Origin of the sequence: Streptomyces malaysiensis subsp. samsunensis, assembly GCF_024519315.1 — a bacterium.
In the GTDB taxonomy this organism is placed as follows: domain Bacteria; phylum Actinomycetota; class Actinomycetes; order Streptomycetales; family Streptomycetaceae; genus Streptomyces; species Streptomyces malaysiensis.
Map to the genome: position 1 here is coordinate 25,239 of NZ_JANIIC010000014.1, position 16,691 is coordinate 41,929.

13 protein-coding genes are annotated in these 16,691 nt (G+C 72.6%); 9 read left to right on the plus strand and 4 right to left on the minus strand.

Translation table 11 applies throughout. The features are described 5' to 3' along the window. Window positions 1-89 precede the first annotated feature (89 nt). Window positions 90-995, minus strand: a complete 906-nt coding sequence (locus NQU54_RS49285) for a DUF4190 domain-containing protein (protein ID WP_306278716.1) — start codon at window positions 993-995, stop codon at window positions 90-92. Window positions 996-1,232: 237 nt separating this feature from the next. On the opposite strand from NQU54_RS49285, the gene NQU54_RS14320 reads away from it, so the two are divergent. Both NQU54_RS14320 and NQU54_RS14325 read left to right on the plus strand, forming a co-directional pair. After that, complete coding sequence (locus NQU54_RS14320) at window positions 1,233-2,255, plus strand: adenosine deaminase (protein ID WP_099015096.1); 1,023 nt, start codon at window positions 1,233-1,235, stop codon at window positions 2,253-2,255. Then, window positions 2,252-2,941 (plus strand): glycerophosphodiester phosphodiesterase, encoded by a 690-nt coding sequence (locus tag NQU54_RS14325; RefSeq protein ID WP_257631403.1) that lies wholly within the window; start codon window positions 2,252-2,254, stop codon window positions 2,939-2,941. The genes NQU54_RS14320 and NQU54_RS14325 overlap by 4 nt, the downstream gene beginning before the upstream one ends. 150 nt (window positions 2,942-3,091) lie before the next feature. Here the strand turns inward: NQU54_RS14325 and NQU54_RS14330 are convergent, their stop codons facing one another. Both NQU54_RS14330 and NQU54_RS14335 read right to left on the minus strand, forming a co-directional pair. After that, window positions 3,092-4,381, minus strand: a complete 1,290-nt coding sequence (locus tag NQU54_RS14330; RefSeq protein WP_257631404.1) for a hypothetical protein — start codon at window positions 4,379-4,381, stop codon at window positions 3,092-3,094. Window positions 4,382-4,458: 77 nt separating this feature from the next. Further along, a complete protein-coding gene (locus tag NQU54_RS14335) occupies window positions 4,459-5,910 on the minus strand; it encodes an aminobutyraldehyde dehydrogenase (RefSeq protein WP_167503522.1) in 1,452 nt (483 codons plus the stop codon). Between the two features lie 178 nt (window positions 5,911-6,088). Here NQU54_RS14335 and NQU54_RS14340 point away from each other — a divergent pair, with 178 nt between their 5' ends. Continuing rightward, entirely contained in the window at window positions 6,089-6,562 is a 474-nt protein-coding gene (locus NQU54_RS14340; protein ID WP_069866389.1) for an Lrp/AsnC family transcriptional regulator, read from the plus strand. 2 nt (window positions 6,563-6,564) lie between these two features. Then, window positions 6,565-7,926, plus strand: a complete 1,362-nt coding sequence (locus NQU54_RS14345) for an aspartate aminotransferase family protein (RefSeq protein WP_069866391.1) — start codon at window positions 6,565-6,567, stop codon at window positions 7,924-7,926. A gap of 381 nt (window positions 7,927-8,307) precedes the next feature. Here the strand turns inward: NQU54_RS14345 and NQU54_RS14350 are convergent, their stop codons facing one another. Beyond that, the gene (locus tag NQU54_RS14350) at window positions 8,308-9,894 is read right to left on the minus strand and encodes a PucR family transcriptional regulator (RefSeq protein WP_257631405.1); all 1,587 of its coding nucleotides are present in this window, start codon (window positions 9,892-9,894) and stop codon (window positions 8,308-8,310) included. Window positions 9,895-10,122: 228 nt separating this feature from the next. On the opposite strand from NQU54_RS14350, the gene NQU54_RS14355 reads away from it, so the two are divergent. From NQU54_RS14355 to NQU54_RS14375, 5 genes are all read left to right on the plus strand, one after another. Next, complete coding sequence (locus NQU54_RS14355) at window positions 10,123-11,598, plus strand: sodium:solute symporter family protein (RefSeq protein ID WP_257631406.1); 1,476 nt, start codon at window positions 10,123-10,125, stop codon at window positions 11,596-11,598. A gap of 55 nt (window positions 11,599-11,653) precedes the next feature. Continuing rightward, on the plus strand, window positions 11,654-13,330 hold the full coding sequence (locus tag NQU54_RS14360) for a thiamine pyrophosphate-binding protein (RefSeq protein ID WP_257631407.1): 1,677 nt from the start codon (window positions 11,654-11,656) through the stop codon (window positions 13,328-13,330). Between the two features lie 169 nt (window positions 13,331-13,499). Next, window positions 13,500-14,225, plus strand: a complete 726-nt coding sequence (locus NQU54_RS14365) for an ABC transporter ATP-binding protein (protein WP_257631408.1) — start codon at window positions 13,500-13,502, stop codon at window positions 14,223-14,225. Next, window positions 14,207-15,463, plus strand: coding sequence for a hypothetical protein (locus tag NQU54_RS14370; protein WP_257631409.1), 1,257 nt, complete (start codon window positions 14,207-14,209; stop codon window positions 15,461-15,463). Before NQU54_RS14365 ends, NQU54_RS14370 begins: the two co-directional genes overlap by 19 nt. A gap of 105 nt (window positions 15,464-15,568) precedes the next feature. Next, complete coding sequence (locus NQU54_RS14375; RefSeq protein WP_257631410.1) at window positions 15,569-16,666, plus strand: LOG family protein; 1,098 nt, start codon at window positions 15,569-15,571, stop codon at window positions 16,664-16,666. The last annotated feature ends 25 nt before the right edge of the window (window positions 16,667-16,691 follow it).

The window sequence follows — 16,691 nt, forward strand, 5'->3', positions numbered from 1 at the left end:
CCGGGGGCCGATCGCGCCGCTGGAGACGATGGAAGGCGGCTGGAGGTGCTGGGAGACCCAGGAGAAATACGGGAGACGCCGGAAGCGCGTCAGCGGCTGATATCGGCGGGCGAGAGCACCTTCGCGGCCGAGACATCGGCATAGCCCGGATCGTCGTCCCCGTCCGAACCGTCGTCCCCGGTGGCTATATAGACAAAGATCATGACGACGCTCACCACCACGGCGACCGCGCCGAGGATCACCCCGGCGAGCGCGGAACCCCCGTTGGTCGCCTCACCGCTTTTCGCCCTGGAGCGGCCGAGCACCCCGAAGATGATCGCGAGCACACCGAGGACGATGCCGAGCACGATGCTCGCGAAGAGGACCAGGCCGATGATGCCGAGCACGAGGGCGGCCGTGCCATGGCCGTTGTTCGGCACATACGTCCCGCCCGGCCAGCCCTGGCCGTACGCCCCTCCGGGATAGCCGGTGCCGGGATAGCCGGTGCCCGGGTAACCGGAGCCGGGGTAACCCGTGCCCTGGTAGGCGGTGGCCGGGTAGCCGTAGCCGGGGTGGCCCGGCGCCCCTCCGTACGGGGCGGGCCGCCCGTGGGGCGTCTGCTGCCCGTAGCCGGTCTGGGCGTGCCCGGCCGACGCGTATCCGGTCGGCGCGTACCCGGGCGCGTAGCCCGCGGGGCTGTACGGACCGGCCTGGTACGCGCTGGGCGTGCCAGGGCCGGTCGGCGCGGGCGGCGGAGGCGGCACCGCGCCCGGCGGGGTCACCGGGCCCCGTGGCCGCGCGGCGCTCGGCGGGGGCGGCGGAGGGGGCGGGAGCGTCGGGCCCGGCATGGCGGGGTGGGAGGTGAGGGTCGGCTGCTCGGCCACCGGGTGCCGCGGAGCGGGATTCTCCGGTTCGCCCACCGCCCGGCCCGTCGCCTTGTCCATCGCCTTGTCCGTCGCGTGTTCCGGCGCCGCGCCCTGGTCCGCCGCGCCGTTGCCCGTCCGACTGTTCTCCATTTTCTCCATCGCGACCCGCTGCGCCGGCGGAGCCCAGGGATCGCGGTCGAGCGGCTCGGGCTGCCTCGGCTGCCCGGGTCGCCGCGTCACATCCTGCGGCTCGGACGGTTCGCGCTGGTCGGCCATGGAGCTCCCCACAAAGACGTTCGCCCATGCTACGGCCTATGGCGAGGCTGTCGGCGCCACACAATACGATGACCGGAACCCGCCATCGGCGGGCGTCTCCCGGAGGTTTTGTTGACCGATCTGACCACCTTCATCGCCGGGCTGCCCAAGGCGGAGCTCCATGTGCACCACGTGGGATCCGCCTCACCGCGCATCGTGGCCGAGCTGGCCGCCCGCCACCCCGACTCCAAGGTGCCCACCGATCCCGAGGCCCTCGCCGACTACTTCGTCTTCCGGGACTTCGGGCACTTCATCGAGATCTATCTCTCCGTGGTGGACCTGATCCGCGACGCCGAGGACGTCCGGCTGCTGACCTTCGAGGTCGCCCGCGACATGGCCCGGCAGAACATCCGCTACGCCGAGCTGACCGTCACGCCCTTCAGCTCGACCCGGCGCGGCATCCCGGACACCGCCTTCGTCGAGGCGATAGAGGACGCCCGTAAGGCGGCCGAGTCGGAGTTCGGCACGGTGCTGCGCTGGTGCTTCGACATCCCCGGCGAGGCCGGTCTCGAGGCCGCGGAGGAGACCACCCGGATCGCCTGTGAGCTGGGCCCCGAGGGGCTGGTCGGCTTCGGCCTCGGCGGCCCGGAGATAGGGGTGCCGCGCCCCCAGTTCAAGCCGTACTTCGACCGGGCCATCGCCGCCGGGCTGCACAGCGTGCCGCACGCGGGCGAGACCACCGGGCCGCAGACGATCTGGGACGCCCTCACCGAGCTGCGGGCGGAGCGCATCGGCCATGGCACCAGCGCCGCGCAGGACCCGAAGCTGCTCGCCCATCTCGCGGAGCACCGCATTCCGTTGGAGGTCTGCCCGACCTCCAACATCGCCACGCGCGCCGTCGCCACACTCGCCGAGCACCCGCTGAAGCAGATGGTCGAGGCCGGGGTGTTCGTCACGATCAACAGCGACGACCCGCCGATGTTCGGCACCGACCTCAACACCGAGTACCAGGTCGCGGCCCAGCTGCTGGATCTGGATGCGGCGGGCGTCGCGGCCCTCGCGAAGAACGCCGTCGAGGCGTCCTTCCTGGACGCCGAGGGCAAGGCGCGGCTCTCGGCGGAGATCGACGCCTACACCGTCATCGCCGGCCGATGAGGGCGGCGGGGGCGGGATGTATTCCGATCGGCCACCGCGGCGACCCCTATGTGTGCCGTGAGAACACCCTGCCCTCCCTCCGCTCCGCGGCGCGCGCGGGGGCGGGCGCGGTCGAGATCGACGTACGGCTGACCCGCGACGGTGTACCGGTGCTGCTCCACGACGCCACGCTGAAGCGGCTGTGGGGCCATGACCGGCCGCTGTCCGGACTGACCGCCGACGAGGTGCGGCGGCTGACCGGCGGGGGCGTGCCGACCCTGCGCGAGGCCCTCGCGTGCGCCGACTCCACCCGGCTGCTGATCGATCTGCCGGACGCGTCGGCCGCGCCCGCCGCCGTGGCCCAGGTGCGGGAGAGCGGGGCGGGCGATCGGGTGTACTACTGCGGCGCCCTGGCCGCCCTGCACGCCGTGCGCCGCGCGGATCCGGACGCCGAGATCGCGCTGACCTGGACCACGCTCGCCCCGCCGCGTCCGGCGCTGCTGGCCGCGCTGCGCCCCCGCTGGCTCAACTACCGCTTCGGACTGGTCTCCCGGGAGCTGGTCGCCCGCCATCACACCGACGGGCTGCTGGTCTCCGCCTGGACCGCGGACACCCGGCGGTCGATGTCCCGGCTGGCGCGGGCGGGCGTCGACGCGATCACCACCAACCGGGTCGGCGCCCTGGCGACCCTGCTGCTGAGCGGCTGATCGCGTACTCGGCGGCTGCCCCTCAGTGGCTGTGTGCCTCTCAGTGGCTGCGTGCCTCTCAGCAGCTGTACGTGTGCTCAGCGGCCGTACGCGTGCTCGGCGGCTGATCCGCTCGGTGGCCGGGTGTGTACTCGGCAGCTGTACGTGCGCTCAACGGCCGCTCGCGCGGCGGCCGGAGGTGCCGCCCACCCATAGGTCGTTGCTGCCCGCTATGACGACCTTCCCGTCGGCGCGGGTGGTGATGGCCGAGGGCAGGGAGTCGCCACAGCCCAGTTCGGCCTGCTCGGCGTCCTCGCCGAAGCCGCCGGTCCACACCATGCCGCAGAAGACGTGGTCCCCGCTGCGGAGGCCGAGGAGCACCAGCGTGCCCGAGCCGTCGACCGTGGCGCCCCGGATCCGCCCCTCGCCCAGCGCCGGGGTGTCCTCGGTCCTCCAGTGCAGACCGTCCGCGCTGGTCAGTACGGAGGGCCGGTCGGGCTTGCCGTAGTCCGCACGGCCGCCGTAGGACCGGGCGCCATAGGCGATCCACCGGCCGTCGTGCCACAGCACGCCGCTCAGCGGGGCGTAGCCGTGCAGCCGCGGGGTGAGCCCGGTGCGCCAGGTGCGCCCGCCGTCCGTGGACGCCCACACCGGCAGCCGCGGCCGGCTCTGGCCCCGGGCGTTGCCGCCGATGACCACGATCCGGCGGCCGTCGGCGGCCATGGCCAGCACGCCGGTCCCGGTGAAGGAGGCACCCGCGGCGCCGTCCGGCGCCGGGAGCCGTTGGCGCCGGACGGTCCTCCCACGGTCCGTGGAGATCCACACCGTCGGCACGAGCCGCCGCTGCTCGGTCACCGAACCGCCGAGGACCAGCCGCTGTCCACTGCGCACCATGACGGCCGCGCCGCCCGGATTCCGGGCCCCTGGTTCGGCGTCCGGATCCGGTTCCACGGGCGGGACCTTCAGGTCGGCCAGCCGCTGGACGCGCCCCGAGCGGTCGAGGCGGGAGAGGGACGTGCCGGCCGCGTACACCGAGCCGTCCTCGCCGGGCAGCACCGCCCTCCCCATGAGCCCACCGCCGCCCCAGCCCTCGGCGCCGTTCCCCGGAGCCATGTCCCCGGGCACCTCGCCGGGGGTGGCCCCGGTCTCCGGCGCCGGATCGAGCGAGAGCTTCGTACAGGCCGCGTCGCCGGTCCAGTTGACGCCCACGTCGCGGTGGCCGTTGCTGTATGTGCCGATGCCGAGGACGCAGTCGCCGTACGGCACGAGCGTGTCGAGGCCGTGCTCACCGCCGCTGTCCTTGGTGATCGCGGGGTACTGCACCGCCCCGGCGTAGTGCCGGAACCCCGTCTCGGACGCGGCCGGGCCGCCCGCCTTACGGTCGCCGCAGCCCGCGACGGCCGGCAGCAGTGCGGCGGCCGTCGCGACCCACAGCAATCCCGATTTCCCCCACTTGGTCATGACAGGAGATCCTGCCATGACCAACTGACAAGCCCCGCGCAGCGCTACGCGGGCATCGGCCCGACACCGGCCCGGCGTCAGCCCAGCGACGTCATGACGTGCTTGATACGGGTGTAGTCCTCGAAGCCGTACGCGGAGAGGTCCTTGCCGTAGCCGGACTTCTTGAATCCGCCGTGCGGCATCTCGGCGACCAGCGGGATGTGGGTGTTGATCCATACGCAGCCGAAGTCCAGGGCCCTGGACATCCGCATCGCGCGGGCGTGGTCCTTGGTCCACACCGACGAGGCGAGGGCGTACTCCACACCGTTGGCGTAGGAGATCGCCTGCGCCTCGTCCGAGAAGGTCTGCACGGTGATGACCGGGCCGAAGACCTCGTTCTGGATGATCTCGTCGTCCTGCTTGAGCCCGGAGACCACGGTGGGTGCGTAGAAGAAGCCCTTCTCGCCGACCCGGTGGCCGCCCGCCTCGACCTTGGCGTGGGCGGGGAGCCGGTCGATGAAGCCCGAGACCTGGGCCAGCTGGTTGGCGTTGTTCAACGGCCCGTACAGCACGTCCTCGTCATCGGGCGCGCCGGTCCTGGTCTCGGCGGCGGCCTTGGCGAGCGCGCTCACGAACTCGTCGTGGATCGACTCGTGGACCAGCACCCGGGTGGCGGCCGTACAGTCCTGGCCCGCGTTGAAGAAGCCCGCGACCGAGATGTCCTCGACCGCTTTGGGGATGTCGGTGTCCTCGAAGACCACGACGGGGGCCTTGCCGCCGAGCTCCAGATGCACGCGCTTGACGTCCTTCGAGGCGCTCTCCGCGACCTGCTTGCCGGCCCGCACCGAGCCGGTGATGGACGCCATGGCGGGCACGGGGTGCTCGACCATCAGCCGGCCGGTCTCGCGGTCGCCGCAGATCACGTTGAAGACGCCCTGCGGATGGCCCAGCTCCGCCAGCACCCCGCCGATGATCTCGGCGATCAGCACGGTGGAGGCCGGCGTGGTGTCCGAGGGCTTGATGACGACCGTATTGCCCGCCGCCAGCGCCGGGGCGAACTTCCACACGGCCATCATCATCGGGTAGTTCCACGGTGCGACCTGGGCGCACACCCCGACCGGCTCACGCCGGATGATCGAGGTGAGCCCCTCCATGTACTCACCGGCCGAGCGGCCCTCCAGCATCCGGGCCGCGCCCGCGAAGAAGCGGATCTGGTCGATCATCGGCGGGATCTCCTCGTCCCGCGTGAGACCGAGCGGCTTGCCGGTGTTCTCGGACTCGGCGGCGATCAGCTCCTCCGCCCGCGCCTCGAAGGCGTCGGCGATCTTGAGCAGTGCCTTCTGGCGCTCTCCGGGCACTAGGTCGCGCCAGGCCGGGAACGCCGCCTCGGCGGCGGCCATCGCCGCGTCCACGTCCGCCGCGCCCGAAAGCGGCGCGGTGGCGTAGGGCTCGCCCGTGGCCGGGTTGACCACCTCCGTGGTCCGCCCGTCCGCGGCGTCCCGGAACTCTCCGTCGATGTAGTTGCGCAGACGACGCAGTTCGGTGGTCACGTGCCACCCCTCCTGTCAGCTGTCCGATGGGTGAGACACCCACAGTAGTCGCCGGTGCTGCGTTTTCAACATACCCGCCACACCAGAACAACGGATTCAGTGTTTTACAGGTCTCATGACGACGAAATTCATCGATGAAGGGTTGCGACACGGACGAGGCTCGTGCACAGTGAGGGTCGTGGCCACACCTGACAAGAACGGCACAGCGACCCTCGACTCCGTATCCCTGGCGATCATCGAGCAGCTCCAGGAGGACGGTCGCCGGCCGTACGCCGCCATCGGAAAGGCCGTTGGGCTCTCCGAGGCGGCCGTGCGGCAGCGCGTGCAGAAGCTGCTCGACCAGGGCGTGATGCAGATCGTCGCCGTCACCGATCCTCTCACCGTGGGGTTCCGGCGGCAGGCGATGGTCGGCATCAACGTCGAGGGCGATCTCGACCCGGTCGCGGACGCGCTGACCGCCATGGACGAGGTCGAGTACGTGGTCGTCACCGCGGGTTCCTTCGATCTCCTGATCGAGATCGTCTGCGAGGACGACGACCATCTCCTCGAAATGATCAACAAGCGGATCCGCACGCTGCCCGGTGTGCGCTCCACCGAGAGCTTCGTCTACCTCAAGCTCCGGAAGCAGACCTATACCTGGGGAACGAGATAGCAATGAGCGCCGACCTCTCCAAGACGGCGTACGACCACCTGTGGATGCACTTCACCCGCATGTCGTCGTACGAGAACTCCCCCGTGCCGACGATCGTGCGCGGTGAGGGCACGTACATCTACGACGACAAGGGCAAGCGGTACATCGACGGCCTGGCCGGCCTGTTCGTGGTCAACGCGGGCCACGGCCGGGTCGAACTGGCGGAGACGGCCTACAAGCAGGCCCAGGAGCTCGCCTTCTTCCCGGTGTGGAGCTACGCCCACCCCAAGGCCGTCGAACTCGCCGAGCGGCTCGCGGGCTACGCCCCCGGCGACCTGAACAAGGTCTTCTTCACCACCGGAGGCGGCGAGGCCGTCGAGACCGCCTGGAAGCTGGCCAAGCAGTACTTCAAGCTCGTCGGCAAGCCCACCAAGCACAAGGTCATATCCCGGGCCGTGGCCTACCACGGCACCCCGCACGGAGCTCTGTCGATCACCGGCCTGCCGGGGCTCAAGGCCCCCTTCGAACCGCTGGTCCCCGGCGCCCACAAGGTCCCCAACACCAACATCTACCGCGCCCCGATCTTCGGCGACGACCCCGAGGCGTTCGGCCGCTGGGCCGCCGACCAGATCGAGCAGCAGATCCTCTTCGAGGGCGCGGACACCGTGGCCGCGGTCTTCCTGGAGCCGGTGCAGAACGCGGGCGGCTGCTTCCCGCCGCCGCCCGGGTACTTCCAGCGGGTCCGCGAGATCTGCGACCGCCATGATGTGCTGCTCGTCTCGGACGAGGTCATCTGCGCCTTCGGGCGGCTGGGCACGATGTTCGCCTGCGACAAGTTCGGCTATGTCCCGGACATGATCACCTGCGCCAAGGGGATGACCTCCGGCTACTCCCCGATCGGCGCGTGCATCGTCTCCGACCGGCTCGCCGAGCCCTTCTACGAGGGCGACAACACCTTCCTGCACGGCTACACCTTCGGCGGCCACCCGGTCTCGGCCGCCGTGGCCCTGGCCAACATCGAGATCTTCGAGCGCGAGGGCCTCAACCAGCATGTGCTGGACCAGGAGGGCGCGTTCCGCTCCACCCTGGACCGGCTGCTCGATCTGCCGATCGTCGGCGATGTCCGAGGGAATGGTTTCTTCTACGGCATCGAGCTGGTGAAGGACAAGGTCACCAAGGAGACCTTCGACGAGGAGGAGACCGAGCGGATCCTCTACGGCTTCCTCTCCAAGGCGCTCTTCGAGAACGGGCTGTACTGCCGGGCCGACGACCGCGGCGACCCGGTCGTCCAGCTGGCGCCGCCGCTGATCGCCGACCAGGCCGTGTTCGACGAGATCGAGCAGGTGCTGCGGACGGTGCTGACGGAGGCGTGGACCAAGCTCTGAGCCCCGCCGGGGGCCAGCCCCCACGTCGGCCGCCACCGGGCCCGGCCCACCCGCGACCGGGCCCGGCCCACTCGCCGCCGGGCACGGCTGTCCCCGCCGGGGTGCTCCCGGTGGGAGGTGCCCCGGTGGGAGGTGCGCCCGGCGGAAGGTGGCCCCGGTGGCCGCTGGGCGGCCCAGGCGGACGCGGGGCGGGCGGACGCGGCACCGGGGCGACGCGGGACCGGGCCGACACGGGACCGGGCCGACACGGGACCGGGCCGACACGGGACCGGGCCGACACCGCGCTGGGCCGACACGGCGCTGGGCAGCTCAAGCCCGCCTGATCGAGACCTACTTGGTGGCTAAGGCCCACTTGAGGGCTCAGGCCGCCCACTCGGTGGCTCAAGCCCACTTGAGGGCGAACCACAGCTCCATCCGGACGTCCGCGTCGCCCAGGTCCACATCCAGCAGGGCCTCGGCGCGGGCGATCCGCTGACGAACCGTATTGCGGTGCACCTCCAGTGCCACCGCCGTACGGTCCCAGCTGCCGTGCAGCGACAGCCACACCCGCAGCGTCTCCAGCAGCGCCGGTGCGCCCTCGATCGGCGCGAGCAGGGCCCGGCCGTGCGCCCCCGCCTCGGCCGGGTCCACCAGCGAGACGACCCCGGCGGCGCGGGTCCCGTGCCGTACCAGCGGCACCCGCCCGGCGACGGCCCGCCGCAGCGCACGCGCGGCGTCGGCGCCGCCGCGCGCCAGGTCCGCGGCCGGTACGGGCGCCCCGGTGCCCAGGGTCCAGCCGGGCTGCGCCCGTACCTCCGCCTCGCCCGGGACGAGCGCGAGCAGCGCGTCCCCGTCGAGGTCGACCAGTGGCGTGCCGAGCCCGGCCGCGAGCGCCGCGGTGGCCAGCAGCCCGTCGTCCCGGCCGCGGCCGCGCCGCCGCCCGTGCACCACGGTCCACAGCCCGCCGTCCTCAAAGGGCTCGGCGGGCGCCCCCGGGGCCTCGGTTGGCATCCCCGACTGCCCCTGCTGCTCCCGCTGCCCCGACTGACCCTGTTGCCTTTGCGAGCGGGCCAGCAACCCCGCCACCCGCGCCGGTTCGGCGCCCAGCATCAGCCGCACCAGCGCCGATGTGCGCTCGGCCTCGGCCCCGACCACCCGCCGCGCCGTCAGCAGCGACAGCAGCACCACGGCCACCCCCACGATCGCCCCTTCCGCCCCGTCCCGCCGAGGGGCGCAGACGCCGAGCGCGAGCCGGTCCTCCGGCCCCGCCGGGCCGCCCAGTCCGTACGCGGTCAGCTGAAGCTCCTCACCGGCCGCGCCGGCCGCCCTGCCCGCCGCCGAGGACGGGCCCGAGCGCAGCCGCCCCGCGAGCGCGCCGAGTGCCGTACGGGCCTGCCCCGGCGGCCGCGGTCCCGCGGCCGCCAGCTCCGCGCCGTCCGGGCCGTAGAGCACCGTCCACGCCCCGAGGTGCTGGCTCAGCTGGCGCAGCACGGCCGGTACCGGGTGCGGGCGCGCCGCGGCCGTCGCCAGCGACTGCTGCGCCTCGGTGACGCTCCGCAGCTCATGGTGGCGGCGCTCGGCCATCGCGTCCCATACGGCGCTCGCCACGGCCGTGAAGGTCGTCTGCCGGGGCACCTCGACCAGCGGCAGCCCATGCCGGTCGCACGCCTCGACCAGCGCGCGGGGCACCGTCTCGTGCACCGGCGCGATGCCGAAGCCGAGCGCCGCCGCGCCCGCCTGGACCGTACGGGCCACATAGCGGTCCCAGTAGGTGCCGGCGCCCGCCGCCTCCGGGCAGTGCACCCCCGCGCTGAGCAGCAGCTCGCCGCCCAGCAGATACGGGACGGGGTCCTCCATCTCGCTGGTGTGGACGAAGTAGACGGGCGTGTCCACCTCGCGCTCGCCCGCGACCTGCCGCAGCCCGAGGGCGGGGTGGCCGAGGAGGGCGGAGAGCGGAACGGGGGCCGTCGGGGGTACGCGGTCGTTCATCACGGCGGGCCTCGCGCGGGGACGGTTCGTACATCCCGGGGATCGGGAGTGGAGGAAACGTACACTTCCCGGACGCTCCGGCGACACCTAGGGTCTCCGTCACTCCCCACATTCCCCACCTCCCGGGACTCGATCCCCGCGGACCGCCGGGACCTCCCCGATCCCACGCGTCTCCGCCCGCCCGACCTCCCGACCGCTGCCCGCCCCGCCGGACCGAGGAGCACCGCCATGACCGCTGTCGACTACACCGTGATCGTCGTCTATCTCGCGGGCATGCTCGCGCTCGGCTGGTGGGGGATGCGCCGCGCCAGTTCCACCAGCGACTTCCTGGTCGCGGGCAGGCGGCTGGGGCCGTTCATGTACTCCGGGACGATGGCCGCGATCGTGCTCGGCGGCGCCTCCACCATCGGCGGCGTGGGGCTCGGCTATCAGTACGGGCTCTCCGGCGCCTGGATGGTCCTCACCATCGGGCTCGGGCTGCTGGCGCTGTCGGTCTTCTTCTCGGCGCGCATAGCCCGGCTCAAGGTCTACACGGTCAGCCAGATGCTGGATCTGCGCTACGGCGGCTCCTCCGGGCTGATCTCGGGCATCGTGATGTGGGCCTACACCCTGATGCTGGCGGTCACCTCGACCATCGCCTACGCCACCATCTTCGATGTGATCTTCGGCCTGGACCGGGTCGTCGCCATCGTGCTCGGCGGGGCGATCGTGGTCTGCTACTCGACGCTCGGCGGCATGTGGTCGATCACCCTCACCGACATGGTGCAGTTCGTGGTCAAGACGGTGGGCGTGCTGCTCCTGCTGCTGCCGATCGCGGTGGTGAAGGCGGGCGGCTTCGGCGCGATGAAGTCCGAACTCCCCCACGGCTACTTCTCCCCCATGGGCATCGGCGCCCAGACGGTCTTCACCTATGTGCTCATCTACTCCTTCGGCATGCTGATCGGCCAGGACATCTGGCAGCGGGTCTTCACCGCCCGCGATGACCGGGTCGCCCGCCTCGGCGGCACCGCGGCCGGTACGTACTGTCTTGCCTACGCGGTCGCGGGCGCGATCATCGGCACGGCGGCCAAGGTGCTGTACCCCAAGCTGGGCGCCCCGGACGACGCGTTCGCCACCATCGTCAAGGACGCCCTCCCGGTGGGCGTCAAGGGGCTGGTGCTGGCCGCCGCGCTGTCCGCGGTGATGTCCACCTCCTCGGGGGCGCTCATCGCCTGCGCGACGGTGGCCAACAACGACATCTGGGCCCGGCTGCGCGGCCGTACCCTCCGTACGTCCGGCTCCTCCCATGACGAGGTCGGCGGCAACCGCGTCTTCATCCTCCTCATGGGCGTCGCCGTGATCGGCATCTCCGTCGTGCTCAACGATGTGGTCGAGGCGCTGACCGTCGCCTACAACGTGCTGGTCGGCGGGTTGCTGATGCCGATCCTGGGCGGACTGCTGTGGAAGCGCGGCACGGGCGCGGGCGCACTGGCCTCGGTCGGTGTCGGCGGCCTTACGGTCGTCGCGCTGATGGGGTGGAAGGGCATCCTCGCCAACGAGCCCATCTACTTCGGGCTGCTGGCCTCGCTGGTGGCGTATGTGGCGGTCAGCCTCGCCACCAAGCCGACCGACGCGGCGATCCTCGATGTGTGGCGGCGCCGGCTCGCCGGTGAACCCGCCGCCCCCGTCTCCGAGACCACCAGCCCGGCCACCACGGGCGCCTGACATAGCCTCACCTCGCATATCCGCATCCCCCCATTCGTCAGAAAGGCACCGATCCATGCCCAGCGCACAGCGCGCGCGTCACGGCGGCGATCTCGTCGTGGAGTCCCTCACCGCGCTCGGGGCGAGCACCGTGTTCGGGCTTCCCGGACAGCACGCTCTCGGCGCGTTCGACGCGCTGAGGCGGTCCGGACTGGCCTATGTGGGACTGCGGGTGGAGAACAACGCCGGGTTCGCCGCCGACGCCTTCGCGCGCGTCACCGGCACGGTGGCGCCGCTGTTGGTGTCCACCGGGCCGGGGGCGCTCATGACGCTCGCCGCGCTGCAAGAGTCGGCGGCGGCCTCGGCGCCCGTCCTGGCCATCGGCAGCCAGGTGCCGACCGCGGGGCTCGGCGGCGGGCGCAAGGGCTATCTCCATGAACTCGTCGACCAGAAGGCGTCGTTCCGCGATGTCGTCAAGTCCGTCCATACGGTCCGTACCGCCTCCCAGATCCCCTCCGCGGTCGCCGCCGCCTGGGCGTCCGCGCTGGAGGCCCCCGCCGGGCCGGTGTGGCTGGAGATCCCGCAGGACGTGCTGCTCGCACCGGTCTCCGTGCCACCGGTGACCTCCCTGCGCGCCGAGCCCCGGCCGCTGCCGCCCCGGCCCGAGCTGGCGGCGGAGGCCGCGCGGCTGCTGAGCGCCGCCGAGCGCCCGGTGATCCTGGCCGGCGGCGGAGTCATGCGCGCCGGGGCGCGGCAGGAGCTCAGGGCGCTGGCCGAGGCACTCGACGCGCCCGTGGCGACGACCTTCGGCGGCAAGGGCGCCTTCCCATGGGACCATCCGCTCTCCCTCCAGTCCTGGCTGGAGGACGCACACACCACCGAGTTCCTGGAGGACGCCGATGTCCTGCTGGTCATCGGCTCCGGACTCGGTGAACTCTCCTCCAACTACCACACGTTCCGCCCCCGCGGCCGCCTGATCCAGGTCGAGGCCGACCTCGGCAAGCTGGAGTCCAACCACCCGGCGCTCGGTATCCACGCCGACGCCCGCGAGGCGCTGGCCGCCCTCGCCGAGGCCATCACGCCCCGCCCGCCGGGCACCGGGGCCAAGGCCGCGGCCGGGCTGCTGACCCGGGTGCGGGAGCGGATCGACGCCCAGGGCCTGGAGCTGGAGCGGCGGGTGCTGGGCGCGGTGCGGAACGCGCTGCCCGACGACTCCCCCAGCTTCTGGGACATGACGATCCTCGCCTACTGGGCCTGGTCCGCCTTCGATCCGCGTGCGGGCGCCCTGCACTCGGCGCAGGGCGCGGGCGGCCTCGGCTACGGCTTCCCGGCCGCCCTGGGGGCCGCCGCCGCGGACCGTCGCAGGCCGGTGCTGGCCGTGTCCGGCGACGGCGGCGCGATGTACTCGATCGCCGAACTGGCCACTGCCCATCAGTACCAACTCCCTGTTACCTGGCTGATCGTGGACGACGGCGGCTACGGCATCCTGCGCGAGTACATGACGGACACCTTCGGCGAGGCGACCGCCACCGAGCTGTCCCGCCCGGACTTCGCCGCGCTGGCCGAGTCCTTCGGCGTCCCGGCGGTCCGTACCACACCCGAACGGCTGCGAGCGGACCTCGCGGCCGCCCTCGCGGCCCCCGGGCCGTCGGTCGTGGTGCTGCCCGCGCTGCTGCGGATGTTCGCGCCCACCCACCTCGACCGACTCGCCGCCGGCGGCCCCGACAGCGGTCCCGGGCTCGATCAGCCCTGATCGGAGCCCGACTCCGATCAGGGCTGATCGGAGGAAATGGGGGCCACCCGCGCCGAGCCTGGGCGCGGGCCCCCAGCCGAGTCCTTACCGTGCCAGTGACCCATTGGCTTCGCGCTCGTTCACCCAACCGGGGGAATGAGACGATCGCAGGTAAGGCGAGGTGCTCGGGATGGTGGCTCCGCCGGACGACGACATGCTCGCGGCACGCACCGTGTCGTATGCCTACGGCGGCTCGCCCGCCCTCATCGGGGTTTCCGTCGCCGCCCGGGAGGGTGAGATCCTCGCCGTCACCGGTCCGCGCGGCTGTGGCAAGACCACCCTCCTCACATGTCTGGCGGGCCAACTCACCCCGGACGGCGGGGAAGTGTGGTTCAAGGGCGTCCCCGTGCACTCCCTCCCCCCGCTCGGGCTCGAACGGCTGCGGCGCGACCACTTCGGCTGGATCGGCACCGAACCCCAACTCATCCCCGAGCTCACCGCCTGGGAGAACGCCGCGCTCGCCCTGATGCTGCGCGGCACCGGCCGGCGCGCCGCCAAGAGCGCCGCATGCGAGTGGCTGGAGCGGCTCGACGTCGGCGAATGCGCTCGGGCGCGGCCCGCCGCACTGCTCCAGTCCCAGCGCCAACGGGTCGCGATCGCCCGTGCGCTGGCCGCCGGGCCCAGCGTGCTCTTCGCCGACGAACCCACCGCACCGCTGCACCAGGCCGACCGCTCCCAGGTGCTGCGCACCCTCACCTCGGCGGCCCGCTCCCACAGCATCACCGTCGTCCTCGCGACGCACGACCGGGAGGTGGCCACCCTCGCCGATCGCACCGTCGCCCTGCTCGACGGGCGCCGGGTGGGCCCTGACCCCTCCGAGGCGGAAGGCAGGGCCGCGTGCTCAGCCTCCGCCTAGCCCGCGGCGCCCGCCCTTCGGTGCTGGTGCGGCGGTCGCTGGTCACCGTCGCGGCGGCGGGCGCGAGCTTTCTGCTGCTGAGCGCCCTTGGGTTCGCCTCCGGCCATCCGGCCGACTCGCAGGGCGCGGTGGGGCGGCTGCTGTGGTGCCTGGTACCGCTGGCGGCGACCGTCCAACTGGCCCTCGCCGTGTGCCGCGCCGACCCCAGCACCGGGCCCGGCGCCGGTTTCGCCGCGGCCGGACTCGGCCCGGCCCGTGCGGCCCTGCTCTCTGCCTCCTCGATGGCGGCGGCCTGTGCGCCCGGCGGTGTGCTGGCGCTGCTGACCTTTCTGCATCTGCGCGGCGACCTCGGTGGCTCCTGGCTGGACTGGGCGGGAAACGGGACGGCCGGCCGACAGCTCGGCGGCGGTCGGCCGCTGCCGCTGGCGGGTACGGTCACACTGCTCGCCGTCGTCCCCGTACTGGTGGGCGCGGCGTGTGCGGCCGCGCTGTGGCCCCGGCGGCCGCGGGCGGGGCACCAGCCGGTCCGCGGACCACGGGGCGCCCGCCGTCCGTCGATCCCGGCCCCGCCCACCGTTGTGACGGGGCCGGTCGCGCCCCGGCCCCACCAGGCCACCTCCGCCCTTCCATGGGGCATCGCCCTGACCGCGGCCGGACTCGCCCTCCAGGCGTACGCGAGCGGCGACTCGCCCCCGCGCCCCGACGCCCTGCTCGCCATGCCGGGCCGGCTCGGCGGCAACCCGCCCGGTGTGGTGGGCGGCTGGGCGCTGGCGGCGCTCGGGCTGGTGCTCGCCGGGCCCGGTCTCACCCATCTGTGCGGCAGACTGCTGGCCGCCGGACGGCCGGGGGTGCTGCGGCTGCTGGCCGGGCGCGTGCTCCAGCAGGAGGCCGGGCTGATCGGACGCCCGGTCGGCGCGCTGTGCGCCCTGGCCTCCGCCGCGTACACCGTCATGGAGCTGTACGGAAGGGCCTCCGGGCCGTCCGGCGCCCATGCCTTCGGTCCGCTCACCGGTCTGGGCGCGGCTCTGGTCACGCTGTGCGCCGGGGCCACGACTCTGACGGCGGCGGTGGAGGCGAGGAGCGCGCGCGAGCGCACGACGGCCGCCCTGCTCCGTCTCGGCGCCCCGGCCCGGCTGCTCCGCGGGGCGGCGGCGCTGCGCGGGGCGGCCCTGCTGGCGCTCCTGGTGCCGCTGGTGTGGATGGTGGCGCATCTCACGGCGATGCCGTTCCACCGCTGAAATTCTCGGGTGTTGGTGTGCATGCCTGGATTGTGCGACCACCCGGCCCGGTCATGATTGCCACAATCCACAGACCCCTATCACCGGTGTGATTAGCATGTCGGCGTGCGTGAACCAGACCGGGAAATAGAGTCCATCGAGGAGTTCGACCAGGTCGTCGCCCGCGGCACCCTGGCCGGGTTCCGGGTCCAGTCCGTGGACCTGACAAGCCGTACGGCCCAGCTCCTCTTCACCGACACCAGCGAAGCGGTCTTCCTCGGCTGCCCGATGGAATCCGAGGCGGCGGCGAAGGTACGGGCCGGGGGCGCGCTGGTGTTCCCGCCGGTGCCGGATCTGCCGTTCGATCCGTACCGCGGCACCCTCTACTCACCCATGGAGCTCTTCGAGGACCTCACGGAGCACGGTTACGCGCGGACGCCGGACGCCCTCGCCTACGCCTGGTTCCAGCGGACCAAGACGGACGGCGACATCTTCGCCTCGATGCTGCGCTCCATCCACGACGACGCGGTCTCCGACGCGCTCGACGAATTCCTCGTCGGGACGCGGGTGGTGGGCGTCATGGGCGGTCACGCGCTGGAGCGCGGCTCCGACGGGTACGCGGGCGCCGCACGCCTCGGGCGGGCCCTGGCGCGGACCGGTCTGACGGTCGCGACGGGCGGCGGACCTGGCGCGATGGAGGCCGCGAACCTGGGCGCTTACGCGGCCCCGCACGAGGACGCCATGCTGGACGAGGCGCTCGAACTGCTCGGCAAGACGCCCTCCTTCCGGCCGTCCATCGGGGCATGGGCCGAGGCGGCCTTCACCGTGCGCGAGCGCTGGCCGGACGGCGGGGCGTCGGTCGGCATCCCCACCTGGTTCTACGGACACGAACCGCCGAGCGCGTTCGCCTCCCACATCGCCAAGTACTTCGCCAACGCCACCCGCGAGGACGGGCTGCTGGCACGCTCGACCGCTGGCGTGGTCTTCCTGCCGGGCGCCGCCGGGACCGTCCAGGAGATCTTCGACAACGCGACGCCGAACTATTACGAGTCGCGCGGTGAGCCGACTCCGATGGTGCTGGTGGACCGGAACCACTGGACCCGGCGGCTGCCGACCTGGCCGCTGCTCGAAGCGCTCGCGGAGGGACGGTCCATGAAGGCCCGTATCGCTCTGGTGGACTCGGTGGACGAGGCGCCCGAGGCCCTGGTGTCGCTGCTGGGCTGAGCCGATGTCAAAAGGCGTTGACGCG